Origin of the sequence: Erythrobacter dokdonensis DSW-74 (assembly GCF_001677335.1) — a bacterium.
Taxonomy (GTDB): domain Bacteria; phylum Pseudomonadota; class Alphaproteobacteria; order Sphingomonadales; family Sphingomonadaceae; genus Erythrobacter; species Erythrobacter dokdonensis.
This window is the reverse complement of record NZ_LZYB01000002.1, coordinates 481,186-505,057: the sequence shown is the minus strand read 5'-3', so window position 1 is coordinate 505,057 and position 23,872 is coordinate 481,186. Positions and strand designations below refer to the sequence as shown.

Here is a 23,872-nt window from a genome sequence, read left to right as displayed (position 1 = left end):
CACCCGCGCGGCGGGCGCGGTCGGCAGCGCGGCCTCGGGCGCGGCGAGCAGTGCGGCCGCCGGCGTCAAGAGTGCAGCAGCGCGCGGCGGCTCGCAGATCACCGCCCTTGTCGGCGATGCGGCGCTGGCGTGGGGAATGAAGGTACTCGACGACCTGCTCGAAACCGCCCGTACCGGACAGGACAGGGTCGAGGACCTCGCCGACGAGGCCGAGGCGACCGCGCGCAAGGTAAAGCGCGATGCTGCCCATGCTGTGGGAACGGCTTCGGACACCGTGCGTCACACCGCGCGCAAGACCCGGCGCAAGACCTCCCGCGCGGTCCGCGACACCGTGAGCAAGGTCAAGGGCTGACGCGGGCTTGCCCTTGGCGCAGGGGTCGCTAAAGGGGCCGGCATCCTTCCTCCCCAAGGACCATAAACATGGCAGAAACCACCCCTACCCAGCGGCTCCACCTCGTCATGGGTGGCCGCGTCAAGGACCCGCGCGGCCTTGAGTTCCAGGATCCGGAAAGCATCCACGTCGTCGGCGTCTACAGCTCCTACGATGCCGCCGTCGATGCATGGCGCGCGCAGGCACAGCGCACGGTCGACGATGCCGAGATGAAGTATGTCGTGGTCCACATCCACAAGCTGCTGACGCCGGAAGACTGAGACCTATGGCCCGGAAGGCGCCATGTTTCACATGAAACAGCGCGCGAGAGCCCGCCAACGGCATGCTAACCGGGGGCGAGCAGGGTCTGGCGGGGGTCTGCGCCCCCTTTGCCGGCCGCTACGCAGCGGGATGGTTCAGATGAACTCGATCTTGTCGACGAGGTAGAACTTCTCGCCCGAGGGCACCGTGAGCTCGATCTCCTCGCCAACCTGCTTGCCGATCAGCGCGCGGGCCAGCGGCGAGTTGTACGAGATGCGGCCCTTGGTCACATCGGCTTCGGGTTGCCCGACGATCTGGTAGCGCACCGGCTTGTCGTTCTCGTCGATCAGGGTCACGGTCGCACCGAAGATGATCTTCTCGCCCGACAGCGTGGTGGGATCGATGATCTGCGCGCGGCTGACCTTGTCCTCGATATCGGCGATCTGCGCCTCGACCTGGCCCTGGCGTTCCTTGGCGGCGTGATATTCGGCATTTTCCGAAAGGTCGCCGTGGGCGCGCGCTTCCTCGATCGCCTCGACGATCTTCGGGCGTTCTTCACGCAGCGCCTTGAGGTCTGCGGTGAGCCGCTCGTAACCCTCGGCCAGCATCGGGACCTTTTCTACAGTAGCCATGCCTTGTTCTCTTCCTGTTTGCTTCTCGCCCCGCCCGACAGACAGAAATCCCATTGCCGGAGGGCCGCATTTCACAAGAGCGCGGCCACGACGAACGGAAAATGTCGGGGAGAGCAAGGTCAGTTACTGTGCATAATAGTCCTGCAATGACCGGACTTCAAGCTGCTCCGGTCCGACCGTGGCAATCGCCGCCGCCGCCGCGAGCGATGCAGCGGCCGTGGTATAGTAGGGAACCTTGCCTGCCAGCGCCGCCTGCCGGATCGATTTCGAGTCCATCAGCGACTGCCAGCCTTCGGTGGTGTTGAAGATCAGCGCGACCTCGCCATCGATAATCTTGTCGACGATATGCGGCTGGCCCTCGGCCACCTTGTTGACCCGCTCGACCGCCAGTCCCTGTTCGGCAAGATAGGTCTGGGTTCCTCCGGTGGCGATGACGGTGAAGCCGTGATCGATCAGGCGCCGCACCGCCGGTACGATTGCCGCCTTGTCGGTATCCTTGACCGATACGAACAGTGTGCCGGCGCGCGGCAGCTTCATGCCTGCCCCGATCTGCGACTTGAGGAAGGCGGCCTCGAAGCTGGTATCGATCCCCATCACCTCGCCGGTCGACTTCATTTCGGGGCTGAGGATCGGGTCCGCGCCGGGGAAGCGGGCGAAGGGGAAAACGGCCTCCTTTACCGACATGTAGGGCAGATCGCGGCGGAAGGGCTCGAAGCTCGACAGCGGCTCGCCCGCCATCACCCGCGCGGCGATCTTGGCAACCGGCTGCCCGGTGGCCTTGGCGACGAACGGCACAGTGCGACTGGCGCGCGGGTTGACCTCGATCAGGTAGACGGTGCCGTCCTTGACCGCGAACTGCACGTTCATCAGGCCTTTCACGCCCAGCGCGAAGGCCAGGCCTTCCGCCTGACGCTCCATCTCGGCGATGATTTCAGGCGGAAGCGAATAGGGCGGCAGGGTGCAGGCGCTATCGCCCGAATGGACGCCGGCTTCCTCGATATGCTGCATCACGCCAGCGATGCGCACCTCGTTGCCGTCGCACACGGCATCGACGTCGCATTCGATCGCATCGCGCAGATACTGGTCGATCAGCACCGGGCTATCGCCCGACACGTTAACCGCCGTGGCGATGTAATCGTCAAGCTGGGCTTCGCTGTCGACGATTTCCATCGCCCGCCCGCCGAGCACGTAAGACGGGCGCAGCAGCACCGGATAGCCGATGCGCGCGGCGACCGCGGCGGCCTCGTCGCGGCTGCGGGCGATGCCGTTGTCGGGCTGCTGGAGCTTCAGCTTGCTGACCAGCTTGGCGAAGCGCTCGCGATCTTCGGCGAGGTCAATTGCGTCAGGGGAGGTGCCGAGGATCGGGATCCCCGCATCCTCCAGCGCCTGCGCGAGTTTCAGCGGGGTCTGCCCGCCGAATTGGACGATCACGCCGACCAGCTCGCCCGATTGTTGCTCTACCCGTAGGATTTCGAGCACATCCTCGGCCGTCAGCGGTTCGAAATAGAGGCGGTCGGAGGTGTCGTAATCGGTCGAGACGGTCTCCGGGTTGCAGTTGACCATGATCGTCTCGAACGCTGGCCCGTGCCATTCCTCGCCCAGCGCAAAGCAGGCGTGGACGCAGCAGTAATCGAACTCGATCCCCTGCCCGATCCGGTTGGGCCCGCCGCCGAGGATGACGATCTTTCTGCGATCCGAGGGGTAGGCCTCGCATTCAGGCCCAATGGAACCGGAAACGCCGAAGCTCGGGGCTTCGTAGGTGGAATACATATAGGGCGTGATCGCCTCGAATTCGGCGGCGCAGCTGTCGATCCGCTTGAACACCGGCAGCACCCCTAGGCGATGCCGCAGCGCACGCACTTCCTCCTCGCTGGTGGCGCCTGCCATCGCGACCAAGGCATCGTGCAGCAACCCGGAACGGCGCGCCTGCGTTTCGGCAAGACCCCCCGCAACACCGACAGACCGGACGGCAAGGGTGGCGAGCCGCTTGTCGGAAAAGCCCATCGCCTTGAGGCGCCTGAGGCCGGGCGCATCGATGGGAAGCCCGTCTTTCTGCACTTCGCGCTCGGCAGCAATGATGGCTTCGATCTGCCGCAGGAACCAAGGATCATAGAAGGTCACTGCCGCAATCTCTTCCACGCTCATGCCCTCGCGGAACGCCTGTCCGACCTTCAGCAGCCGGTCGGGCGTGCGGCGCGACAAGGCAGCGGTGATGACATCGCGGGATACGCCTTCCAGCTCCGGCACGCGGTTGAACCCGTCGAGCCCGGTTTCGAGACCCCGCAGGGCCTTCTGCATGCTTTCCTGGAAATTGCGCCCGATCGCCATCACCTCGCCAACGCTCTTCATCGCGGTCGACAGGTCATTGGCCGCGCCCTTGAACTTCTCGAAGGCGAAACGCGGGATCTTGGTGACGACGTAATCGATGGTGGGTTCGAAGCTGGCAGGGGTTGCGCCGGTGATCTCGTTGGTGAGTTCATCGAGCGTGTAGCCGACCGCCAGCTTGGCCGCGACGCGGGCAATGGGAAAGCCCGTCGCCTTGGATGCGAGCGCCGAGGAGCGGCTGACACGCGGGTTCATCTCGATCACGATCAGGCGCCCGTCCCTGGGATTCACCGCGAACTGGACGTTGGAACCCCCTGTTTCGACACCGATTTCGCGCAAGCAGGCAATGCTCGCGTTGCGCATGATCTGGTATTCCTTGTCGGTCAGCGTCAGCGCCGGAGCGACAGTGATGGAATCGCCGGTGTGCACGCCCATCGGATCGACGTTCTCGATCGAGCAGACGATGATCGCGTTATCCTTGCGGTCGCGCACCACCTCCATTTCGAATTCCTTCCATCCGAGGAGCGATTCCTCGATCAGGACTTCGGTGGTGGGCGAGGCATCGAGGCCTTCGCGCACGATCTTCTCGAATTCGGCCTTGTTATAGGCAATCCCGCCGCCCGTGCCGCCAAGGGTGAAGCTGGGGCGGATAATCGAGGGCAACCCGGTGCGTTCAAGGATCGCGAAGGCTTCGTCGACGGTATTGGCGACACCCGAGCGCGCGCTTTCCAGTCCGATCTTGTCCATCGCATCGCGAAACCGCTGGCGGTTTTCCGCCTTGTCGATCGCGTCCGCTTTCGCGCCGATCATCTCGACGCCGTATTCCGCGAGAACGCCCATCTCGTCGAGCTTCAGCGCGCAGTTCAATGCGGTCTGCCCACCCATCGTCGGCAGCAGCGCATCGGGCCGCTCCTTGGCGATGATCTTGGCGACGATCTCGGGTGTGATCGGCTCGATATAGGTTGCGTCGGCGAACTCCGGATCGGTCATGATCGTCGCCGGGTTGGAGTTGACGAGGATGACGCGGTAGCCCTCCTCCTTCAACGCCTTGATCGCCTGCGTGCCGGAGTAATCGAACTCGCAGGCCTGGCCGATGATGATCGGGCCAGCGCCAATGACGAGGATCGAGGAAATGTCGGTTCTTTTGGGCATCAGGTGTCCTGCTCGGAAAAGGCGAAGGTGAGCTTGGTGTAGCGGTTCACGAAAGGCAGCACGTCGGGCTTGGAGGCGGCGGCGCCGAAGACAAAGGTACAGTTGCGGCGAATGTCGATCAGGCGCGCGCCATCGCGGGCCATGATGTAGCTGAGGACGTAGTAGGAGCGCGGAGAATTACGGCGGCCGGTCACGTCGAGCTGTTTCACGATGTCGTCCCCGGAGGCGAGGCGCTCCATGTCGATGAAACCCTTCGCGCGGCGGGCTTCGACGACGGCTTCGTGGCGGGCTTCGGGGTCGAAATCGGCCTCGTCGAAGGGCCCTTCGGAGGCGGCGATGCGGCAATCCATCCGCCCCGCGACCGGATAGCGGCTGTCCTCGTCATGCAGCACCGGCCGCCAGAAGGCGACCACCGGCAGACCGGTTTCCTCCGAGGCTTCGAGCGTCACCGAACCATCGCCCTGAAACGCCACGCCCTCGGCAATCTCCGCACCCGGCCAATCGGCCAGCGGTCGCGGGGTCATGGCGGGGTTCTGGGCAAAAATTGGATACGCAGCGACTAGAAGCGCAAGAAACGAAACAATCAGTGCACCTAGGGAAATCCAGTCAGAACGACTCACAGATCGGACGCGGCCCCAGAACGAGCGCCTATTCAACCGATCTACATAGTCGCGCGCTTCATCGTTCAAAGCGAAAGAGACCCAGCGCTTGCCGTCTCCTTCGCCGATGAACATCGAACCGAAGCCTGCCTTCTGCCACTTTTCTCCGATGGCCGTTAGCTCGCTAAATGGCTTCTTCGGCTCGAGATCGCTGAGCGTCGGAATATGGTATCGATGCCGCATCGCCCATCGAACGGCCTTCTTTAGAAGCTTCTCTTCTGGGATTTCAGGGGGGAAATCGATCACCCCAGCCCCCCCACGAACTTCTCGAACAGGTAAAAGCTGTCCTGTGGCCCCGGGCTTGCCTCGGGGTGATACTGCACCGCGAAGGCCTTCTTGCCCTTGATCGCGATGCCGCAGTTCGTCCCGTCGAACAGCGAGACATGGGTCTGCTCGACATTCTCCGGCAGGCTCGCCGCGTCCACCGCAAAGCCGTGGTTCATCGAGGTGATCTCGACGAGGCCGGTGGTCTCGCCCCAGCCCTCACCCACGCGCTGGACGGGGTGGTTCGCGCCGCGGTGGCCCTGGTGCATCTTGATCGTCTTCGCGCCCGCGGCGAGCGCGAGCATCTGGTGGCCGAGGCAGATCCCGAACAGCGGCACATCCGCATCGAGCAGCGCCTTGATCACCGGCACGGCATATTCGCCGGTCGCCGCCGGATCGCCCGGACCGTTGGAGAGGAACACGCCGTCGGGCTTGAGGGCCATCACCTCATCGAACGAGGTCTTGGCCGGCACCACCGTCACCCGCGCGCCGGCGCGCACCAGATTGCGGAAGATATTGTCCTTCGCGCCGTAATCCACCGCGACCACGTGCGGAGTGGCATCCCTTGCCGCGCGGCCATAGCCGTGGCCCAGGCGCCAGTAGCCGCCTTCCCAGCCCTCCTGCCCCTCGCGAGTGACGCGAATGGCAAGGTCCATGCCCTCCAGCCCCGGCCAATCCTTCGCACGTTTCAGCAGCGCCGGGATATCGAACTTGCCGTCCGGTGCATGGGCGATCACCGCGTTGGGCGCGCCGCTCTGGCGGATGCGGCGGGTTAGTGCGCGGGTATCGACGCCGCTGAGCCCGATCTTCCCGTTGCGTGCCAGCCATTCGCCGAAGCGTTCGATGGAGCGGAAATTGCTCGGCTCGGTCACGTCCTCGCGCACAATGCAGCCGACCGCGCCTTCGACGCGGCTTTCCACGTCCTCGGCATTGGCCCCGACATTGCCGATATGCGGGAAGGTGAAGGTGACGATCTGCGCGGCGTAGGAGGGATCGGTCATCACCTCCTGATAGCCCGTCATCGCGGTGTTGAAGCACACCTCGCCCACCGCGCTCCCGGCAGCACCGAAGCCGCGCCCCCAGATGACCGTGCCATCCGCCAGAACGAGGACACCCGTGGCCCCTGAAGGTTGCGCGCGGGAAGATGCGGGGTCGGCCATGGGGCGCTCCGTTTTGGGGTGTTGCCAGCGATGTTGCTAAGTTTCGACCGCTAGGCCTGCCCGCCCCCCGCGTCAACCTAGGCTTCGCCCGATATTTGCGTTAGAGGCGCGCCCACGAAACCCATCCACAGGAAATGATGCAATGATCCGTGACGACATCAAGGCCGCCACCATCGCCGCGATGAAGGCGGGCGAGAAGGACCGCACCGCCGCGCTCCGCCAGATCAGCGCCAAGATCAAGGACCGCGACATCGAGGAGCGCACTTCGGGGAAGAACATTCCCGATGACGAGCTGGTGGTGAGCGTCCTCCAGAAAATGGCCAAGCAGCGCCGCGAATCGATCGAGATGTACGAAGGCGGCGGACGGCAGGAACTGGCCGACAAGGAAAAGGCCGAACTCAGCGTTATCGAGGAATTCCTGCCCCAGATGATGGACGAAGCCGCCACCCGTGCCGCGATCGAGGCGATCAAGGCCGAAACCGGTGCATCGTCGATGAAGGACATGGGCACGGTCATGGCAGAGCTCAAAGCCCGTCACGGCGCGGTGCTCGACGGGAAGCTGGCAAGCGGTCTGGTAAAGGCGGCTCTGTCCTGACCACAGTTCCTTCCACAGCGCGCGCTTGAACGCAGCGGCGTTCGGGCGCACCTATCTGCCATGGCCATCACCCCGCAATGGAAAGACGAGCTGCGTGCGCGGATCACGCTGTCCTCGCTTGTCCAGCGATCGGTCAAGCTCACGCGCGCGGGGCGCGAGTGGAAGGGGTGCTGCCCGTTCCATGACGAGAAGACCCCGAGTTTCTACGTCAACGACCAGAAGCAGTTCTACCACTGCTTCGGCTGCGGGGCGCATGGCGATGCGATCAGCTGGATGGTGGACCAACAGGGCCTCCAGTTCATGGACGCTATCAAGGAACTGGCGGCGATGGCGGGGATGGAAGTCCCTGCCCCGGACCCGCAGATGGCCAAGCGTGCCGAACAGCGCGCCAGCCTGATCGATGTCACCGAGGCGGCGCAGCGCTTCTTCGTCGAAAGCCTCGCCGCGCCCGGCGGCAGGGTGGCTCGGGACTATCTCCAGCGGCGCGGGTTCTCGCCTGCCATATGCCGCGAATTCGGCTTCGGCTGGGCGCCCGACGAACGCCAGGCCCTACCCAAGGCGCTGGCGCAATTCAGCGATGAGATGCTCGAAGGGGCAGGCATGCGCGCGCACACCGAGCAGGGCGAACGTTACGATCGTTTCCGGGGCCGCGTCATGCTCCCCATTCAGGACGCGCGCGGGCGGGTGATCGCCTTCGGGGGCCGTATCCTCGACAAGCGGGACGGCATCGCAAAGTATCTCAATTCGCCCGACACCGAGCTGTTCGACAAGGGCCGCACGCTCTACAACCTCCACCGCGCCGCCCCTGCCGCCCGCCAATCGGGCCGCGTGGTGGTGGTCGAAGGCTACATGGATGTGATCGCGCTGGCCAATGCGGGCATTGCCGATGCGGTCGCCCCGCTCGGCACTGCGCTCACCGAAATGCAGCTCGAGTTGCTGTGGCGCATGGTCGAGGTGCCGGTGCTGTGTTTCGATGGCGATGCGGCAGGCCAGCGCGCGGCGATGCGGGCGATTGCGCGGGCGCTGCCGCTGCTCGCTCCGATGCGCTCGCTCGCGATCGTGCGCCTGCCTGCCGGACTCGACCCCGATGACCTGATCAAGACCCGGGGCAAGGCTGCGATGGAGCGGATCCTGGAAAAGCCCGCCAGCCTGATCGACACGCTGTGGGAATTCGAGCGCGATGCCCAGCCCCTCTCAACGCCGGAAGCCAAGGCCGGACTGAAGGCGCGGCTTATGGCGCATGTCGACACCATCGCCGATCCGGAGATCAAGGCGCTTTATCGTCGCGAACTGTCCGACCGCTTTTCCGCCTTCGCCTACCCGCCGCGCCCGCCCCGGTCTGCTCCGATGCAGCGCGGGCCGCGCCGCGCAGCCGCGCCAGCCCCGGCAGGCCTTTCGGACGATGCACGTGCCCGGCTTTCGGCAGTCATGTCGGGGGGGCAGCGGCAAGAGCTGTTCCAGGCCGTTATCGTCGGCCTTGCGCGCTTCCCACGGGAAATCCGCCGCCACGCCGAAGCGCTTTCCCGCCTCGCCAGCTATGACCCGAAATCCGCGCCCGCGATCGAATCGCTCTTCGAACTTGCAGAAAGGCTTGATTCGCGCGCGCCAACCGCCATATGCGAATCACTAGGTCACCCTGCCCCGCCGGCAGACATCCGTTACGCCTTTCTTGATGAAGGCACATCCACCGGCGATGCGTGCGAGGAACTGGCCGAAGCTGTGTCGCTGCTGGTCGAACGACCGGCGCTGGAGGCTGCGCTTGCGGCCACGATAGCCCGTTTCGACAGCGATCCCGAAGGATCGTTCGCGGAACAGACCAGGCTGCGCACACAGCTCATGACAGTTGACGAACGCCTGAAGGCTTTCGGACGCAGAAAGGCTGCTCCGGTGGCCACGGGGGACGACTCCGCTCCGGCGGAAGACATGGGATAAACCGGCGACCGCCTGCTTTTTCGTGCAGGAAGGGATCGCAAGGCAACGGATTGAACGAATATTATGGCCGAGAAGGAAGACGCCCCGCTGATCGATCTCAACGAGGCTTCGATCAAGAAGCTGATCAGCAAGGCCAAGAAGCGCGGCTATGTCACCTATGACGAGCTGAACGAGGCGCTGCCCTCGGGCGAGATGAGCCCCGACCAGATCGAGGACATCCAGACCGCGCTGTCGGAAATGGGCGTGCAGATCGTCGAGACCGACGAGGAAGCCGAGGCCGAAGACGAAGGCGACGAAGTCGAATCGCTGGTCGCGGACAGCGACGACGAAGACGACGAGGATGGCGAGAAGAAGGGCCCGGCAAAGGATGCCCGCGCCGCCAACAAGAAACTCGCCACCGGAGAGCGCACCGACGATCCGGTGCGCATGTACCTGCGCGAAATGGGTGCGGTGGAACTCCTCAGCCGCGAGGGCGAGATCGCCATCGCCAAGCGGATCGAGGCCGGCCGCGACATGATGATCATGGGGCTGTGCGAAAGCCCTATCACCTTCCACGCCATCATCCAGTGGTCCGAAGCGCTCAACAACGGCGACATGCAGCTGCGCGAGATCCTCGATCTCGACGCGATGCTGTCCAAGGAGCCGCCGGCCGACAAGATGAACGACGATGCCGACGACGACGACGACGACGGCGAAATCTCCGAAGCCACCGCCGGCCCGACCATCCGCGAGGATGACGAGGTCGAGGAAGAGCCCGAAGCCGACGACGAGGACGAGGACGGCGAGCCGCGCGCCAAGCGCGAAGAGGAGGACGAGGAAGACAACACCCTATCCCTCGCCCAGATGGAAGCGGCGCTGAAGCCCGAGGCGCTCGAACGCTTCGCGCGCATCACCAAGCTGTTCAAGGACTTCGAGAAGCTGCAGGCCGAACGTGTGGAAACGCTGGCGGCGGGCAATGATTTTCCGGCGGCGAAGGAAAAGAAATACGAGCAGCTGCGCGAAGACCTTACCGCCGAGGTCGAAAGCGTGCAGTTCCACGCGACCAAGATCGAGTTCCTGGTCGACAACCTCTACGCCTTCAACCGCCGCCTCACCACGCTGGGCGGGCAGATGCTTCGCCTTGCCGAGCGCCACAAGATCAAGCGCATCGACTTTCTCCAATCCTATGTCGGCAACGAGATGGACGATGCCTGGATCAAGGAGCGCGCAAAGAAGGACAAGAAGTGGGCGGCCTTCGCCGAGCGCGAGGAAGCCGCGATCGAACGCATCCGTGCCGAGATTGCCGATATCGCCGCGCAGACCGGTATGAGCCTCCCCGAATTCCGCCGTATCGTGAACATGGTGCAGAAGGGCGAGCGCGAGGCGCGCATCGCCAAGAAGGAAATGGTCGAGGCGAACCTGCGCCTGGTGATTTCCATCGCCAAGAAATACACCAACCGCGGCCTGCAATTCCTTGATCTCATTCAGGAAGGCAATATCGGCCTGATGAAGGCGGTCGACAAGTTCGAATACCGCCGGGGCTACAAGTTCTCCACCTATGCGACCTGGTGGATCCGGCAGGCGATCACGCGGAGCATCGCGGATCAGGCGCGCACCATCCGCATTCCGGTGCACATGATCGAGACGATCAACAAGCTGGTGCGCACGTCCCGCCAGTTCCTGCACGAGGAAGGCCGCGAGCCGACCCCTGAGGAAATGGCCGCGCGGCTTTCGATGCCGCTCGAAAAGGTGCGCAAGGTGATGAAAATCGCCAAGGAGCCGATCTCCCTCGAAACCCCCATCGGGGACGAGGAAGACAGCCACCTCGGCGATTTCATCGAGGACAAGAACGCGATCATCCCCGTCGATGCCGCGATCCAGGCCAACCTCAAGGAAACCGTCACCCGCGTGCTCGCCAGCCTCACCCCGCGCGAGGAACGCGTGCTGCGCATGCGTTTCGGCATCGGGATGAACACCGATCACACGCTGGAAGAAGTCGGCCAGCAGTTCTCGGTGACGCGCGAGCGTATCCGCCAGATCGAAGCGAAGGCGCTGAGGAAGCTCAAGCACCCGAGCCGGTCGCGCAAGATGCGGTCGTTCCTCGATCAGTGAGTTAGGGGTTGACGGGGCAAGCCACTGAACCGCTCGCTAGGCGCGAGTTCAAAGTCCTGCCCCGCACCATCTTTCTGGTGGGCTTGATCCTCTTGCCGATAACGGCACTGCTCCCGGCAATAAGTCTACATGAGCTCATCAGCACCGGCACGATTGACTGGACTTACAGAGGTTCAGGTCGGCGCGCATTGCCAAGCTGGGCGGCCTATCCATTCGGATGGGCTTTCCTGCTGTGGGGGCTTTATTTCTTCGTCCCCATGCTCCGCTACATCCGATCACCCTTGATGTTCGCATTGGAACCAGAAGGCATTGAAGTTCAAGGGATACGGATTGAGCGGAACGAGATCACATCAATCCGGCCCCGCATATTGCAGGGGGATGTGTTGCTGGAGAGCGAGCGAGGGAAGTTTCGCATTTATCCCGGCCATGTCGCAGGCGGTGTTGCGGCCCTCAAAGAGGCATTTCCCGATCGCTTCGATCCGCTCTGGCTGAAAGACAGCAGAGCGTGGCTGGTCGGACGCTAGGTTCTCTCATCCCTTCCCAAACGGCCACACCAACTGCCGCGCCCAACCCTCAGGCGCGCGCTCCCCGGCAACCCCATAGCCCTCGGGCCAGCGCCCGTCCGGCATATGATACGTCCCGAACCAGCGGTCGATCATCGGCAGATGCACGGCGAAGTTCACGTCCCGCGCTTCCGGCTCCACCCCGTGGTGCCAGTGGTGGAAGCGGGGCATGGCGATCCACCGCTCCAGCCAGCCCCAACGCGGCGCGAAGTTGGCGTGGATGAACACCGCGTGGAAGCTCACCAGCGCGAGGTAGGCGTAGACGGCGACAGAATCGAACCCCAGCACCACCAGCGGCAGCAACACGAGGCCGCGTGTCACGATCACATCGACCAGATGCAACCGTGATCCGGCCAGCCAGTCCATCACCTCGACCGAATGGTGCACCTTGTGGAAGCGCCAAAGGAAGGGGATCGCATGGAACGCCCGGTGCACCCAGTATTGCGCAAGATCCGCGACCAGCACGCAGGCGAGGAATTGCACCACCAGCGGCATGCTTTGCACCGCGTCTTGTGCGGCAGGCACGGCCAGCACCTCGCCCACCGCCACGGCCGGGGCCAGCACCGCGACGCTCATCACCTGTGCCAGCACGTGGCTCGCGAAGAAATATTGCGTGTCGGTCAGCCAGCCCCTCCGAAACGCGCCTTGCTCGCGGCGCAGCGCAAAAGCGCGTTCCAACGGCACGAACACCGCCGCCGTAGTCAGCACGCCGAGCACGAACCAGTCGAGCCCGAGATAGACCGTGCTCGCACCCCCGCGCGGAATCTCCACGCCGCCCGCGCCCAGTGCCAAAGCCGCAGCCGCCAGTGCCAGCCCCGTCACCCCCAGCGCCTTTCTGCGTCGCAGCAGCATCGAAAGGCCCGCCAGCGCCATCGCCGCCAGCAATCCGACATCAATCGCAAGCCGCACCAGCCCGAGCGGGTAGCGGCTGCGCAGTTCGGGCAGGGTCAGATATTGCGGAAAGTGCAGGCACAGCACCGCCAATAGCGCCAGCAGCCCCAGCACGATCCCCAGCACCCCGCTGATCCAGCCCGTGCCGAAATGGCGCGGGCGATCGTCGGCAAAGACGCGCGCCAGCCATTGTTCGGCGGTCTGGGCGGGAATGGGCTTCTCCATGACTTCTCCCATAATTCAGGCGCCCTTTCTGCTGCGTAAAGGATTTCCTGTGCCGGCCGTCGAAAAGCCGCGCCTGCGGGGTGGAGAATCGCGCCCCCAGCGACTATGGCAGCGCCATGCGCATCGCCATCGCCTCAGACCACGCCGCGACCGAATTGAAGGCCGACCTCGCCGAATGGCTCATCGAGGAAGGCCACGAGGTCGCTGATCTCGGCCCCGAACCCGGGCAGAGCGTCGATTACCCCGACTACGGCTATCGCCTTGCCGAGATCATCGCGGAAGGCACGGTCGAATTCGGCATTGCCCTGTGCGGCAGCGGGATCGGCATCTCTATGGCAGTCAACCGCCACCCCGAGGTGCGGTGCGCGCTGGTGTCGGAACCGCTGTCTGCCGCTCTCGCCCGCGAACATAATGATGCAAATTGCATCGCAATGGGCGCGCGTCTCGTAGGGATCGAAATGGCGAAGTCCTGCGTTGCTACCTTTCTCGACACAGAGTTCGCCGACGCCGGCGATCCTGCCGGGCGTCACCAGCGCCGGGTCGGCAAGCTCGGCAAGCCCCCGTTTTTCCCCGATCATATCGAGACCCATCAATGAGCACCGCCCCCGCAGATTTCTCCGCCCGTCACGCTGCCCAGTCGATGGACAGCTTCTGGCGTGATGACCTCGCCACCGCAGACCCGGAAATCGCGGCTGCCGTGGCCAAGGAACTGGCGCGCCAGCGCGACAAGATCGAGCTGATCGCGAGCGAGAACATCGCGAGCCGCGCGGTGCTCGAAGCCACCGGGAGCGTCTTCACCAACAAGTATGCCGAAGGCTATCCGGGCAAGCGTTACTATGGCGGCTGCGACTATGCCGACGTGGTCGAGACGCTGGCGATCGAGCGCGCCAAGCAGCTGTTCGGGTGCAATTTCGCCAATGTGCAGCCCAACAGCGGCTCGCAGATGAACCAGGCGGTGTTCCTTGCCCTGCTCAACCCGGGCGACACCTTCATGGGGCTGGATCTCAATTCGGGCGGCCACCTCACCCACGGTTCGCCCGTCAACATGAGCGGCAAGTGGTTCAACGTCGTCTCCTACGGCGTCTCGCGCGAGACCGAGACGATCGACATGGACGAGGTTGCGGCCAAGGCGCGGGAAAACAAGCCGAAGATCATCATCTGCGGCGGCACCGCCTATTCACGCACCTGGGACTTTCCCGCCTTCCGCGCTATCGCGGATGAAGTGGGCGCGGTGCTGCTGTGCGACATGAGCCACATCTCCGGCCTTGTCGCGGGCGGCGCGCACCCCTCGCCCTTCCCGCATTGCGACATCGTTACCTCGACCACGCACAAGAGCCTGCGCGGCCCGCGTTCGGGCATCATCCTGTGGAACGACGAGAAGTTCACCAAGCCGCTCAACATGGCGGTGTTCCCCGGCCTGCAGGGCGGCCCGCTGATGCACGTGGTGGCGGCCAAGGCGGTCGCCTTCAAGGAAGCGCTTGATCCGTCGTTCAAGACCTATGCCCACCGCATCGTCGAGAATGCCCGCGCGCTCGCCGCGAGCCTTGAGGAAAACGGCTTGCGCATCGTTTCCGGCGGCACCGACAATCACTCGATGCTGGTCGATCTCACCGCGAAAGACGTAACCGGCAAGGACGCGGAAAAGGGCCTCGATCGCGCTTTCCTCACCTGCAACAAGAACGGCATCCCCTACGACACCCGCTCGCCCTTCGTCACCAGCGGCATCCGGCTCGGGACGCCGGCCGGCACCACCCGCGGCTTTGGCCCGGATGAATTCCGGATTGTCGGCCGGCTCATCGCCGAAGTGGTTGAAGGCCTTGCCAAGAACGGCCCCGAAGGCGATGCTCAGGTGGAAGAGAGCGTGCGCGGGCGTGTGTCCGAACTCTGCGCTGCCTTCCCCGTCTATCCCGGCATGTAAGGAACCACCATGAGCGATCAGGAACCGCGCCAGACCCCCGATTGGGTCGAGGATGCCAAGGCCGAGATTACGGGCATGGCCAAGGAGGGGGTCAATCACCCTTCGACCGCACCCGTCCTTACCGGTGCGGCGATCGGTGCGGTGGCCGGAGTCCTGTTGCCTGTAATCTCGTGGCCTGTAGGCCTAGCGGTTGGCGCAGGGTTTGCGCTTTATCAGAGGATCAGGAAGTAACCCCCTGAATGCGCTGTCCCTTTTGCGCCCATGATGATACCCAAGTAAAGGATAGCCGCCCGACCGAGGACAATGCCTCGATCCGCCGGCGGCGCCAGTGTTCATCCTGCGGTGCACGCTTTACCACCTTCGAGCGGGTGCAACTGCGCGAAGTGGTCGTGGTCAAGTCGGGTGACCGGCGCGAGCCCTTCGAACGCTCGAAGCTCGAACAATCCATCGCACTCGCCTGCCGCAAGCGCGACATCGAGCAGGAACGACTGGACCAGCTCATTTCCGGTATCCAGCGGCAGGTCGAAACCTCGGGCGAGGCCGAAGTCGCTTCCGCCCGGATCGGCGAGTTGGTGATGGAAGGCCTGCGCCAGATCGATTCGGTCGCCTATATCCGCTTCGCTTCGGTCTACCGCGATTTCTCCGAGGCGCGCGACTTCGAAGAGTTTGCAAGCACCGTACAACAAGCTGCGAAAGAGTAACGGAAATATGGCCGATCTCAGCAAGCCGGTGATCGTCCTCGTGCGCCCGCAACTGGGCGAGAATATCGGCAAGGCGGCGCGCGCGATGCTCAATTTCGGATTGACCGAGATGCGCCTCGTCGCCCCGCGCGACGGCTGGCCCAACCCTTCTGCAGGTCCCGCTGCCTCGGGCGCGGATATCGTGCTCGAACAGGCCAGGGTCTATGACACGACCGCCGAGGCAGTCGCGGACTGTGCCCATGTCCATGCAACCACGGTCAGAAAACGCGGCGTGACCAAGCCGGTGATCGGGGCGGACGAGGCCGGACGGCTGGTGCACACCCTGCCCGGCCGCCACGCGATCATCTTCGGCCCTGAACGTTCGGGGCTGGAGACCGAGGACGTCGCGCTCGCCCGCAACATCCTGACCATCCCGATCAATCCCGAATTCGGATCGCTCAACCTCGCGCAGGCGGTCATCCTTGTCGCCTATGAATGGTCGCGAATCGGGCGCGAACTGGGGGATGCGGGCGAAGTGCTGGTCCAGCCCACCGCCGAAGAAGCCCTGCCGCCTGCCCCGCAGGAGGAACTCGATGCGATGATCGCGCATTTCGAGAAGCTGCTCGAGCCGCGCGGCTATTTCCGCCCCGAAGCCCGCGCCGAATCCACCCGCCGCACCTTGCGCGGCCTGCTCACCAAGCCGGGCTGGAACCATCTCGAGGTGCGCACCTTGCGCGGCGTTCTTTCTACCCTGGAGCGCGAGATGCGCGATTGATAGCGGGCGCGCGCGCACAAAGCTTGACCTCGCCTGCGTTCCTGCTAAGCGCGCGCCTTCGCAAATGGGCCCCGCACCCCGGTGAAGCGGTGGCCGCATCATGACCGAACGTCACGATGGAGCGATGCCGGGTTGAATGGTCAGCATAGGGCTGATCGAGCAATTTGAAGGATACGACTTATGTCGAAGCGCAAGAGCGCCAAGTACAAGCTTGACCGCCGGATGGGCGAAAACATCTGGGGTCGCCCGAATTCTCCCGTGAACAAGCGTTCCTACGGCCCCGGCCAGCACGGCCAGCGCCGCAAGGGCAAGATGAGCGACTTCGGCCTGCAGCTGCGCGCCAAGCAGAAGCTCAAGGGCTATTACGGCGACGTCACCGAAAAGCAGTTCAAGCGCACCTATGCCGAAGCCGCGCGGATGAAGGGTGACACCAGCCAGAACCTGATCGGCCTGCTCGAGCGTCGTCTCGACATGGTCGTCTATCGCGCCAAGTTCGCACCGACCATCTTCGCCGCGCGCCAGATCGTGAGCCACGGCCACATCTACGTGAACGGCGTGAAGTGCAACATCGCGTCGCGCCGGATCGACGTGGGCGATGTCATCAGCCTCGGCAGCAAGGCCAAGGAAATGGCGCTGGTGATCGAAGCCCAGAGCCTTCCCGAGCGTGACATCCCCGATTACGTCGCTCCTGACGGTAACGACAAGGTGAGCTTCACCCGCGTGCCGAAGCTGGACGAGGTGCCCTACCCGGTCACCATGGAACCGAACCTGGTCGTCGAGTTCTACTCGCGTTAAAGGCTTTCGCCTCAAGGCAAAGACAAGAGGGCGGCCCCGGCGGGGTCGCCCTTTTCTTTTGCGCCGCCCTTTGCCATCACCTTCGGCAAATCGGCAAAGGGATCGCCTCATCATGAATGTGCTTCTGCTGGACGGTCATCCTGACGAAGGCCGCCTGACCACCCATCTGCTCGATACTTACGCTGCCGCCCTTCCCGCTTCCGCCCAGGTGACCCGCGTCGCGGTCCGCGACCTCGATTTCGCACCGGTGCTGCGCCACGGCTACCGGCAGCGCACCGAGTGGGAGCAGGACATGGTCGCGCTCGCCCGGCAGCTCGATGCCTGCGATCACCTCGTCGTCGCCTTCCCGATGTGGTGGGGCGCGGAACCGGCGGAGCTCAAGGGCCTGATCGACCGGCTGTTCCTGCCCAAGTTCACCTTCGCCTATCACGTCGGCGATCCGTGGTGGGACAAGCTGATGCAGGGCCGTTCGGCCGATCTGATCGTGACGATGGACACCCCGCCCTTCGTGCTCAAGTGGTGGCACCGCAATCCGGTGATCCGGCGCTGGAAGGGGCAGATTCTGGGCTTCTGCGGCTTTGCCCCGGTGCGCACGCTGTCCTTGGGGCCGGTGGGGGAGAACACCCCGCCGCGCAACATCGCCGCATGGGAGGCGCGGGTGACGAAAATGGCCCGTTCGATCCGTCAGAAAGCGCCGAACAAGAAAGAGGCCCGGCTTGCCGCCTTCCTCGCGGGCGAGGTCAGCGCCTGATCCGGTCCCATTCGGTGAATTCGTAGGCGATCGAGCCTTCAACGAGCCGTTCCCAGATGTCGGCCACGACGTCCCCCGGCAAACCCTGCGCCTCGGCCTCGGCTACGGCGGCGGCGATGACGCTGGCCTTGCGTTCCTCGTCGCGCACCGCCTCACGGGTCGGCTTGATCCGGGCGGCAGCGCGCATGTAGCCGAAGCGGGTCGCGAGCAGGGCTACCAGTTCGCGGTCAAGGGCATCAACGCCTTCGCGCACCTCGGCCATGGTGGTGCAGGCTTCGGGGGGTTTGGGCATCAATCGGAACTTCCAAGGTAATCGCGCCGGAATGCGGCGGCAAAGGAGGCAAAGCGCCCTTCCGCAATGGCATCCCGCATCCCGTGCATCAAGGCCTGATAGAAGCTGAGGTTGTGCTCGGTCACGAGCATCGCCCCCAGCATCTCGCCCGATTTGACGAGGTGGTGGATATAGGCGCGGCTATAGGTGGTGCAGACCGGACACCGGCAACGCTCGTCGAGCGGGCCTGTATCCTCGGCGAAGCGGGCGTTTCTGAGGTTGAGCGGCCCGTTCCAGGTAAACGCCTGCCCGTTACGCCCTGATCGTGTCGGCAACACGCAATCGAACATATCGATGCCGCGCTCCACCGCGCCGACCAGATCATCGGGCTTGCCCACCCCCATCAGGTAACGCGGGCGATCGGCGGGGAGCATGTCGGGTGCATAATCGAGCACGCCGAACATCGCCTCCTGGCCCTCGCCCACCGCCAGCCCGCCCACGGCATAGCCATCGAACCCGATCTCGGTGAGCTTTTCGGCGCTCACCCGGCGCAGGTCTTCGTGCAGCGCGCCCTGCTGGATACCGAACAGCGCCGCGCGAGCGGCGTGTTCCTCGCCCGCATCAAACCCCTCGCGGCTGCGCCGTGCCCAGCGCATCGACAGCTCCATCGAAGCGGCAATCTCGTCACGCGGGCGATCGGCACGCGGGCATTCGTCAAAAGCCATGACGATGTCCGAGCCGAGCAGGCGCTGGATTTGCATGCTGCGTTCGGGTGTCAGCATGTGCTTCGACCCGTCGAGATGGCTGCGGAACTCCACGCCCTGTTCGGTCAGTTTCCGCAGATCGGAAAGGCTCATGACCTGATAGCCGCCACTGTCGGTCAGGATCGGACGCGGCCAGTTCATGAACTTGTGCAGACCGCCAAGACGGGCAACGCGCTCGGCCCCCGGGCGCAGCATCAGGTGATAGGTATTGCCAAGGATGATGTCGGCACCGGTCTGGCGAACAGCTTCGGGCTTCATCGCCTTGACTGTGGCGGCGGTACCGACCGGCATGAAAGCAGGCGTGCGGATTTCGCCGCGCTGCATGGCGATGGCGCCGGTGCGGGCCTTGCCGTCGGTTGCCTGGAGAGTGAAGGAGAAACGGGGAGCAATCATTTCGACCGCGCCCCTAGCGCCCGCGTGCCGAGCTGTCACGCGCACATCAAAAAGGCAGGGACCGCGCGGATGCGGCCCCTGCCCTGTTGTGTGCCGGTTGAACCTTAGAAGGCGTAGAGAACGCCTATGGTCGCACGGGTCGAATCAAAGGCAATGGTGTCCAGTCCGGCGCGGAACCGAACCGGGCTATCGCCAAGGCCGAACTCGACGCCGGCACCAACGAGATAGTCACCCGCGCTGGTATCGAAGCCCGGGGGCGGGTTCACGCCGACCAGATTGAACACGTCGATATCGACTTCCTGATAGCCTCCTCGCACGAACACCTTGGCGTTGTTGCCAAAGCGCACGCCGGCACGGGCTGCGACGCCGTATTCGTTGTCGATCGCGCCGTCTCCGAAGTGATAATTGCCCTCGGCACCGATGAAGAAGGTGTCGCCCACGGGAACATCAAACCCGGCAACGACGCCATAAATGCCGCCGTCGTCATCGGGAATGCCGCTGCCGAGATCATGAATCCCGGCAGAGGCACCGATGAAGCCTTCTACCTTGGGATCGTCATTCGACTGCGCGTGGGCAGTCGCCGGAAGTGCCATCGCGCCGATCGCTGCAAGCGTGGTGAATGCGATTTTCCTCATGCGTTTGTATCCTTGTTTCTTGCCCGCCGCAGGGGGTGCGGCGGTGGCCAATCGGTTAGGATTCGGTCACTTTCTCGCCGGTGAACGGGTAGACAAGTCGCCGTTAAGCTCCGACGGAAAGTGCTGGCGGGTCGACCAAATGCGTTTCCAGACCCTCGCGCTCACTCGCGCAGCCGCCATCCGGTCCGGAAGATTACCGCGATCACGACGGTGCACAGTGCAAGAAATCCGAGCGTCAGGCCCAGCGACAGCGCAATCGGCACATCTGCCGTGTCGTAAAAGGTCCAGCGCAGTCCGCTCACCAGAAAGGCGATGGGATTGGCAAGGGCGATCGCGTCCCATGGCGCGGGCAGGTCGCGGATCGAATAGAAGGTGCCGCCCAGAAAAGTCAGCGGGGTGAGGATCAGCAGCGGGATGATCCCGAGCTTCTCGAAGGAATCGGCCCAGATGCCGAGGATGAAGCCAAACAGCGCGAAACTTGCCGCAACCAGCATGATGTAGACGGCGGCAAACAGCGGATGGGCTATCTCGTAGTCGACGAACAGCCGTGCTGTTGCGAGGATGATCGCGGCAAGGATAAGACCCTTCGTCATCGCCGCGCCGACGAAACCGGCAAGCGTCTCGGCCACACCCACCGGCGCGGACAGCAGTTCGTAGATCGTGCCGGTAAAGCGCGGCATGTAGATGCCGAAGCTCGCATTGCTGGTAGTCTCGCCAAGCAGGGTCAGCATCAGGAGGCCGGGGATGATGAAGGCGCCGTAAGGCACCCCGCCGACCGGCTCCATGCGTGCACCGATAACGCTGCCGAACACCACGAAATAAAGCGAGGTCGTCAGCACCGGAGAGAGGATCGACTGGAACGCGGTGCGGAAGGCACGGGCCATTTCGCGGCGGTAGATCGCGTAGGCGCTGCGCAAGTTGAAATGCATCACGCCGACACCTCCTGTGCGCCCAGCAGGCCGACGAAGATGTCTTCCAGCGAGCTATCGTGGATGTCGAGGCTGGTATAGGCGATGCCCGTGCGGGTAAGCGCCTGGGTGAGCCGGGCGACTTCGGCCGCGCCCCCGCCCGCCCCGCTGCCGCCGCGATAGACAAGACGCATGCCCTCACCCGCGAGCTCGACCGGGAACGCGGCGATTGCCGGGGGCAATGCGGCCAGCGGCTCGGAGAGGTCGATCACCGCCTCCGTGGTGCCGAGCCGCTCCATCATAGCGTGTTTTTCATCCACCATCAGGATGCGCCCGCCGCGGATGATACCGACGCGGTCGGCCATTTCCTCTGCTTCCTCGATGTAATGGGTGGTGAGGATGATCGTTACCCCGCGCTCCTTCAGCGCAGCGATCTGGTCCCACATGCCCTTGCGCAATTCCACGTCGACGCCCGCGGTAGGCTCGTCGAGGAACAGCAGTTCAGGCTCATGCGCCAGCGCCTTGGCGATCAGCACGCGCCGCTTCATCCCGCCGCTAAGCGCGCGGATTTGCGTGTCGCGCTTGTCCCACAGCGACAGGCCTCTGAGGATCTCCTCGATCCTCGCAGGATCATGGCGTTTGCCGAACAGGCCCTGGGAGTAGGTGACAGCGCGGCGCACGGTTTCGAACATGTCGGTCGAAAGCTCCTGCGGGACGAGCCCGATCCGCGCCCGCGCCGCGCGCCAGTCGCGCGCCAGATCGTGACCGAAGGCAGCAATCGTCCCGCCGGTTGGCCGCACCAGACCGCATACCGCGCCGATCAGGGTCGTCTTGCCCGCCCCGTTCGGCCCCAGCAGCGCGAAGATCTCGCCCTTGCGGATATCGAGATCGACATTGTCGAGCGCGCGGGTGCCGCCGCGATAGGTCTTGGTCAGGCCGCGGATTGACAGAACGGGTTCATGCATCGCTTGCCGTTACGGGAGCAGTAGCGAGGAGTCACCATAGGAATAGAAGCGGTATTCATTGGTGATGGCGTGCTGGTAGGCCGCCAGCATCCGCTCGCGGCCCATCAGGGCGCTGACCAGCATCATCAGGGTCGATTTGGGCAGGTGGAAATTGGTCATCAGCCCGTCAACCGCCTTGAGCCGGTAGCCCGGGGTGATGAAGATCGACGTGTCGCCCGCGAAGGGCTGGATCAAGCCGTCTTCGTCCACCGCACTTTCCAGCAGGCGCAGAACGGTAGTGCCGACAGCGATGATCTTGCCGCCTTTCGCGCGCGCTTCATTGAGCTGGTCTGCGGTCGCTTGAGAGATACGCCCGAATTCGGCGTGCATCTGGTGATCGTCGGTGTCGTCCGCCTTGACCGGCAGGAAAGTGCCCGCACCGACGTGGAGTGTCAGCATGGCCCGCCCGATCCCGGCGGCGTCGATAGCGTCGACCAGCCTCTGGGTGAAATGCAACGAGGCGGTGGGCGCGGCGACAGCGCCTTCCTCGCGCGCGAACATGGTCTGGTAGTCCTCCAGATCCTGACGATCGACCCCGCGCTTGGACGCGATATAGGGCGGCAAGGGCATGGTGCCCGCGCGGTCGAGCAGGACTTCGACCGGCTCCTCGCCCTCGAAGAACAGCGTCAGCGAGCCGTCGGCATGGCGCTCCTCGGCACGTGCGGTGACACCGCCGCCGAACACGAGGCTGTCGCCAATCTTCACCCGCTTGGCATTCCTCAGGAACGCCTGCCAGCGGCGCAAGTCGATCCGCTTGTGCAGCGTTGCCCCGATCCTTGCCTCACCATCGGCGCGGCGGCCTTCAAGCTGGGCGGGGATCACGCGCGTATCGTTGAACACCAACACATCGCCCGGATCGAGGACCTTCGGCAGGTCGCGCACGCCGCGATCCTCGAACGGTGCCTCGCTCCCGCGCACCACAAGCATCCGCGCCGCATCGCGCGGGCGCACAGGCCTCAGCGCAATCCGATCTTGCGGCAGCTCGAAATCGAAAAGGTCTACTTTCATGGTGCGGCGCGCATAATGCGCCGACGGGGCGCAGGAAAGGACTTTAGCTCAGCGGCCCGCTCAGCATGTCGACGGTGATCGGCTCATCGTCCTTGGGCGCAGGCGGAGGCGGCGGCGGGAGATTGTCGCTCGCCAGCGAGGCCTGAAGAATGTAGCTCGGATCGCTTGGCGGTTCGCCCCGGTTGATCGCGTCGACCGCGTCCATGTTCTCGATCACCCGACCGAAATTGGTGTAGCGCTTGTCAAGGCTGAAGCGCGGATAGAACACGATGAAGAACTGGCTATTGGCGCTATCTTCTTCCGAGGCGCGGGCCATGGACACGCTGCCACGCACATGCGGCATCGGGTTGAATTCGGCCTTGAGGTCGGGAAGCTCGCTTCCGCCCTGCCCCGTGCCGGTCGGATCCCCGCCTTGTGCCATGAAGCCGTCAATCACGCGGTGAAAGACCACGCCGTTGTAGAAGCCGCGGCGGGTGAGTTCCTTGATTCGCGCCACGTGTTCCGGCGCCCATTCCGGCATCAGGCGAATCTTCACCCGCTCCCCGTTCGACAGGTCGAGGACCCACACGTTTTCGGGATCAGCTGTCACATCGTAATTGATCGCGGGATAGGTTCTGGGCGGGGCGGCCGCTTCCTCGTCCTCGTCCTCGCTCTCGGCATTGTCACCGAAAGCGACCGGCGGCGTGTCGTCGCGCTGCTGCTGGGCCAGCGCGGGATGCGCGGCAAAAGCGATAAGAAAGGCGCCAAGGGCACAAGAGAGGGTGGCTTTGATCATCATTTCATCCGTATCAGACGCGCCGTTTAGCCATGCCGGGCTGACACTTCAATGAATGAAGGCGCGGCTGTGGAC

25 protein-coding genes are annotated in these 23,872 nt (G+C 64.1%); 13 read left to right on the top strand and 12 right to left on the bottom strand.

Annotated elements, in window-relative coordinates:
* A partial coding sequence (locus I603_RS14685) for a hypothetical protein (RefSeq protein WP_198157224.1) occupies positions 1–352 on the top strand: 352 nt, incomplete at its 5' end.
* A 68-nt stretch (positions 353–420) separates the two neighbouring features.
* Positions 421–651: a DUF4170 domain-containing protein gene (locus tag I603_RS06475; RefSeq protein ID WP_068863246.1), complete on the top strand. Its 231-nt coding sequence runs from the start codon at positions 421–423 to the stop codon at positions 649–651.
* 135 nt (positions 652–786) lie between these two features.
* Here I603_RS06475 and greA read toward each other — a convergent pair whose 3' ends face one another.
* The 4 genes from greA to carA all read right to left on the bottom strand — a co-directional run bounded on the left by greA (position 787) and on the right by carA (position 6,823).
* Complete coding sequence (greA, locus tag I603_RS06470) at positions 787–1,263, bottom strand: transcription elongation factor GreA (RefSeq protein ID WP_068863244.1); 477 nt, start codon at positions 1,261–1,263, stop codon at positions 787–789.
* A gap of 123 nt (positions 1,264–1,386) precedes the next feature.
* Positions 1,387–4,740 carry a carbamoyl-phosphate synthase large subunit gene (gene carB / locus I603_RS06465; protein ID WP_068863243.1) on the bottom strand — a complete coding sequence of 1,118 codons (3,354 nt, stop codon included), beginning with the start codon at positions 4,738–4,740 and terminating at the stop codon, positions 1,387–1,389.
* Positions 4,740–5,645: a hypothetical protein gene (locus I603_RS14780; protein ID WP_232305261.1), complete on the bottom strand. Its 906-nt coding sequence runs from the start codon at positions 5,643–5,645 to the stop codon at positions 4,740–4,742. The genes carB and I603_RS14780 overlap by 1 nt, the downstream gene beginning before the upstream one ends.
* Positions 5,642–6,823, bottom strand: a complete 1,182-nt coding sequence (gene carA / locus I603_RS06455; RefSeq protein WP_068863241.1) for a glutamine-hydrolyzing carbamoyl-phosphate synthase small subunit — start codon at positions 6,821–6,823, stop codon at positions 5,642–5,644. The genes I603_RS14780 and carA overlap by 4 nt, the downstream gene beginning before the upstream one ends.
* A gap of 142 nt (positions 6,824–6,965) precedes the next feature.
* Between carA and I603_RS06450 the strand changes: the two genes are divergently transcribed.
* From I603_RS06450 to I603_RS06435, 4 genes are all read left to right on the top strand, one after another.
* Entirely contained in the window at positions 6,966–7,418 is a 453-nt protein-coding gene (locus I603_RS06450) for a GatB/YqeY domain-containing protein (protein WP_068863239.1), read from the top strand.
* A gap of 60 nt (positions 7,419–7,478) precedes the next feature.
* On the top strand, positions 7,479–9,350 hold the full coding sequence (gene dnaG, locus I603_RS06445; protein ID WP_068863236.1) for a DNA primase: 1,872 nt from the start codon (positions 7,479–7,481) through the stop codon (positions 9,348–9,350).
* Positions 9,351–9,413: 63 nt separating this feature from the next.
* Positions 9,414–11,441 carry an RNA polymerase sigma factor RpoD gene (rpoD, locus tag I603_RS06440; RefSeq protein WP_068863233.1) on the top strand — a complete coding sequence of 676 codons (2,028 nt, stop codon included), beginning with the start codon at positions 9,414–9,416 and terminating at the stop codon, positions 11,439–11,441.
* Between the two features lie 8 nt (positions 11,442–11,449).
* Positions 11,450–11,965: a hypothetical protein gene (locus tag I603_RS06435; protein WP_068863230.1), complete on the top strand. Its 516-nt coding sequence runs from the start codon at positions 11,450–11,452 to the stop codon at positions 11,963–11,965.
* Between the two features lie 6 nt (positions 11,966–11,971).
* On the opposite strand, the gene I603_RS06430 is transcribed toward I603_RS06435, so the two are convergent.
* The gene (locus I603_RS06430) at positions 11,972–13,120 is read right to left on the bottom strand and encodes a sterol desaturase family protein (RefSeq protein WP_068863356.1); all 1,149 of its coding nucleotides are present in this window, start codon (positions 13,118–13,120) and stop codon (positions 11,972–11,974) included.
* A gap of 116 nt (positions 13,121–13,236) precedes the next feature.
* On the opposite strand from I603_RS06430, the gene I603_RS06425 reads away from it, so the two are divergent.
* From I603_RS06425 to I603_RS06395, 7 genes are all read left to right on the top strand, one after another.
* Positions 13,237–13,716 carry an RpiB/LacA/LacB family sugar-phosphate isomerase gene (locus I603_RS06425; protein WP_068863354.1) on the top strand — a complete coding sequence of 160 codons (480 nt, stop codon included), beginning with the start codon at positions 13,237–13,239 and terminating at the stop codon, positions 13,714–13,716.
* On the top strand, positions 13,713–15,038 hold the full coding sequence (glyA, locus tag I603_RS06420) for a serine hydroxymethyltransferase (RefSeq protein WP_068863228.1): 1,326 nt from the start codon (positions 13,713–13,715) through the stop codon (positions 15,036–15,038). The genes I603_RS06425 and glyA overlap by 4 nt, the downstream gene beginning before the upstream one ends.
* 9 nt (positions 15,039–15,047) lie before the next feature.
* Positions 15,048–15,269 carry a hypothetical protein gene (locus I603_RS06415; protein WP_068863225.1) on the top strand — a complete coding sequence of 74 codons (222 nt, stop codon included), beginning with the start codon at positions 15,048–15,050 and terminating at the stop codon, positions 15,267–15,269.
* An 8-nt stretch (positions 15,270–15,277) separates the two neighbouring features.
* Positions 15,278–15,739, top strand: a complete 462-nt coding sequence (gene nrdR, locus I603_RS06410; RefSeq protein WP_068863222.1) for a transcriptional regulator NrdR — start codon at positions 15,278–15,280, stop codon at positions 15,737–15,739.
* A 7-nt stretch (positions 15,740–15,746) separates the two neighbouring features.
* Positions 15,747–16,493: an RNA methyltransferase gene (locus tag I603_RS06405; RefSeq protein ID WP_068863220.1), complete on the top strand. Its 747-nt coding sequence runs from the start codon at positions 15,747–15,749 to the stop codon at positions 16,491–16,493.
* Positions 16,494–16,673: 180 nt separating this feature from the next.
* Complete coding sequence (gene rpsD / locus I603_RS06400) at positions 16,674–17,288, top strand: 30S ribosomal protein S4 (protein WP_068863217.1); 615 nt, start codon at positions 16,674–16,676, stop codon at positions 17,286–17,288.
* A 112-nt stretch (positions 17,289–17,400) separates the two neighbouring features.
* Positions 17,401–18,039: an NAD(P)H-dependent oxidoreductase gene (locus tag I603_RS06395; protein ID WP_068863214.1), complete on the top strand. Its 639-nt coding sequence runs from the start codon at positions 17,401–17,403 to the stop codon at positions 18,037–18,039.
* Here the strand turns inward: I603_RS06395 and I603_RS06390 are convergent.
* The 7 genes from I603_RS06390 to I603_RS06360 form a co-directional block, all read right to left on the bottom strand.
* Positions 18,029–18,331, bottom strand: a complete 303-nt coding sequence (locus tag I603_RS06390) for a chorismate mutase (RefSeq protein WP_068863210.1) — start codon at positions 18,329–18,331, stop codon at positions 18,029–18,031. The two genes, I603_RS06395 and I603_RS06390, sit on opposite strands and share 11 nt — an antisense overlap.
* On the bottom strand, positions 18,331–19,464 hold the full coding sequence (gene tgt, locus I603_RS06385; protein ID WP_068863352.1) for a tRNA guanosine(34) transglycosylase Tgt: 1,134 nt from the start codon (positions 19,462–19,464) through the stop codon (positions 18,331–18,333). Before tgt ends, I603_RS06390 begins: the two co-directional genes overlap by 1 nt.
* 107 nt (positions 19,465–19,571) lie before the next feature.
* Positions 19,572–20,102 (bottom strand): outer membrane protein, encoded by a 531-nt coding sequence (locus tag I603_RS06380; RefSeq protein WP_068863207.1) that lies wholly within the window; start codon positions 20,100–20,102, stop codon positions 19,572–19,574.
* Between the two features lie 161 nt (positions 20,103–20,263).
* Positions 20,264–21,031: an ABC transporter permease gene (locus I603_RS06375; protein ID WP_068863204.1), complete on the bottom strand. Its 768-nt coding sequence runs from the start codon at positions 21,029–21,031 to the stop codon at positions 20,264–20,266.
* Entirely contained in the window at positions 21,031–21,975 is a 945-nt protein-coding gene (locus I603_RS06370; RefSeq protein WP_068863202.1) for an ABC transporter ATP-binding protein, read from the bottom strand. Before I603_RS06370 ends, I603_RS06375 begins: the two co-directional genes overlap by 1 nt.
* 9 nt (positions 21,976–21,984) lie before the next feature.
* A complete protein-coding gene (gene queA, locus I603_RS06365; RefSeq protein WP_068863199.1) occupies positions 21,985–23,022 on the bottom strand; it encodes a tRNA preQ1(34) S-adenosylmethionine ribosyltransferase-isomerase QueA in 1,038 nt (345 codons plus the stop codon).
* A gap of 43 nt (positions 23,023–23,065) precedes the next feature.
* Positions 23,066–23,797 carry a peptidylprolyl isomerase gene (locus tag I603_RS06360; protein ID WP_068863350.1) on the bottom strand — a complete coding sequence of 244 codons (732 nt, stop codon included), beginning with the start codon at positions 23,795–23,797 and terminating at the stop codon, positions 23,066–23,068.
* Between the last annotated feature and the right edge of the window lie 75 nt (positions 23,798–23,872).

Bases quoted from the DNA above. Each gene is read 5' to 3' on its own strand.
- I603_RS06475 (WP_068863246.1), top strand. From the start codon at position 421: ATGGCAGAAACCACCCCTACCCAGCGGCTCCACCTCGTCATGGGTGGC.
- greA (WP_068863244.1), bottom strand. From the start codon at position 1,263: ATGGCTACTGTAGAAAAGGTCCCGATGCTGGCCGAGGGTTACGAGCGG.
- carB (WP_068863243.1), bottom strand. From the start codon at position 4,740: ATGCCCAAAAGAACCGACATTTCCTCGATCCTCGTCATTGGCGCTGGC.
- carA (WP_068863241.1), bottom strand. From the start codon at position 6,823: ATGGCCGACCCCGCATCTTCCCGCGCGCAACCTTCAGGGGCCACGGGT.
- I603_RS06450 (WP_068863239.1), top strand. From the start codon at position 6,966: ATGATCCGTGACGACATCAAGGCCGCCACCATCGCCGCGATGAAGGCG.
- dnaG (WP_068863236.1), top strand. From the start codon at position 7,479: ATGGCCATCACCCCGCAATGGAAAGACGAGCTGCGTGCGCGGATCACG.
- rpoD (WP_068863233.1), top strand. From the start codon at position 9,414: ATGGCCGAGAAGGAAGACGCCCCGCTGATCGATCTCAACGAGGCTTCG.
- I603_RS06430 (WP_068863356.1), bottom strand. From the start codon at position 13,120: ATGGAGAAGCCCATTCCCGCCCAGACCGCCGAACAATGGCTGGCGCGC.
- I603_RS06425 (WP_068863354.1), top strand. From the start codon at position 13,237: ATGCGCATCGCCATCGCCTCAGACCACGCCGCGACCGAATTGAAGGCC.
- glyA (WP_068863228.1), top strand. From the start codon at position 13,713: ATGAGCACCGCCCCCGCAGATTTCTCCGCCCGTCACGCTGCCCAGTCG.
- I603_RS06415 (WP_068863225.1), top strand. From the start codon at position 15,048: ATGAGCGATCAGGAACCGCGCCAGACCCCCGATTGGGTCGAGGATGCC.
- nrdR (WP_068863222.1), top strand. From the start codon at position 15,278: ATGCGCTGTCCCTTTTGCGCCCATGATGATACCCAAGTAAAGGATAGC.
- I603_RS06405 (WP_068863220.1), top strand. From the start codon at position 15,747: ATGGCCGATCTCAGCAAGCCGGTGATCGTCCTCGTGCGCCCGCAACTG.
- rpsD (WP_068863217.1), top strand. From the start codon at position 16,674: ATGTCGAAGCGCAAGAGCGCCAAGTACAAGCTTGACCGCCGGATGGGC.
- I603_RS06395 (WP_068863214.1), top strand. From the start codon at position 17,401: ATGAATGTGCTTCTGCTGGACGGTCATCCTGACGAAGGCCGCCTGACC.
- I603_RS06390 (WP_068863210.1), bottom strand. From the start codon at position 18,331: ATGCCCAAACCCCCCGAAGCCTGCACCACCATGGCCGAGGTGCGCGAA.
- I603_RS06380 (WP_068863207.1), bottom strand. From the start codon at position 20,102: ATGAGGAAAATCGCATTCACCACGCTTGCAGCGATCGGCGCGATGGCA.
- I603_RS06375 (WP_068863204.1), bottom strand. From the start codon at position 21,031: ATGCATTTCAACTTGCGCAGCGCCTACGCGATCTACCGCCGCGAAATG.
- I603_RS06370 (WP_068863202.1), bottom strand. From the start codon at position 21,975: ATGCATGAACCCGTTCTGTCAATCCGCGGCCTGACCAAGACCTATCGC.
- queA (WP_068863199.1), bottom strand. From the start codon at position 23,022: ATGAAAGTAGACCTTTTCGATTTCGAGCTGCCGCAAGATCGGATTGCG.
- I603_RS06360 (WP_068863350.1), bottom strand. From the start codon at position 23,797: ATGATCAAAGCCACCCTCTCTTGTGCCCTTGGCGCCTTTCTTATCGCT.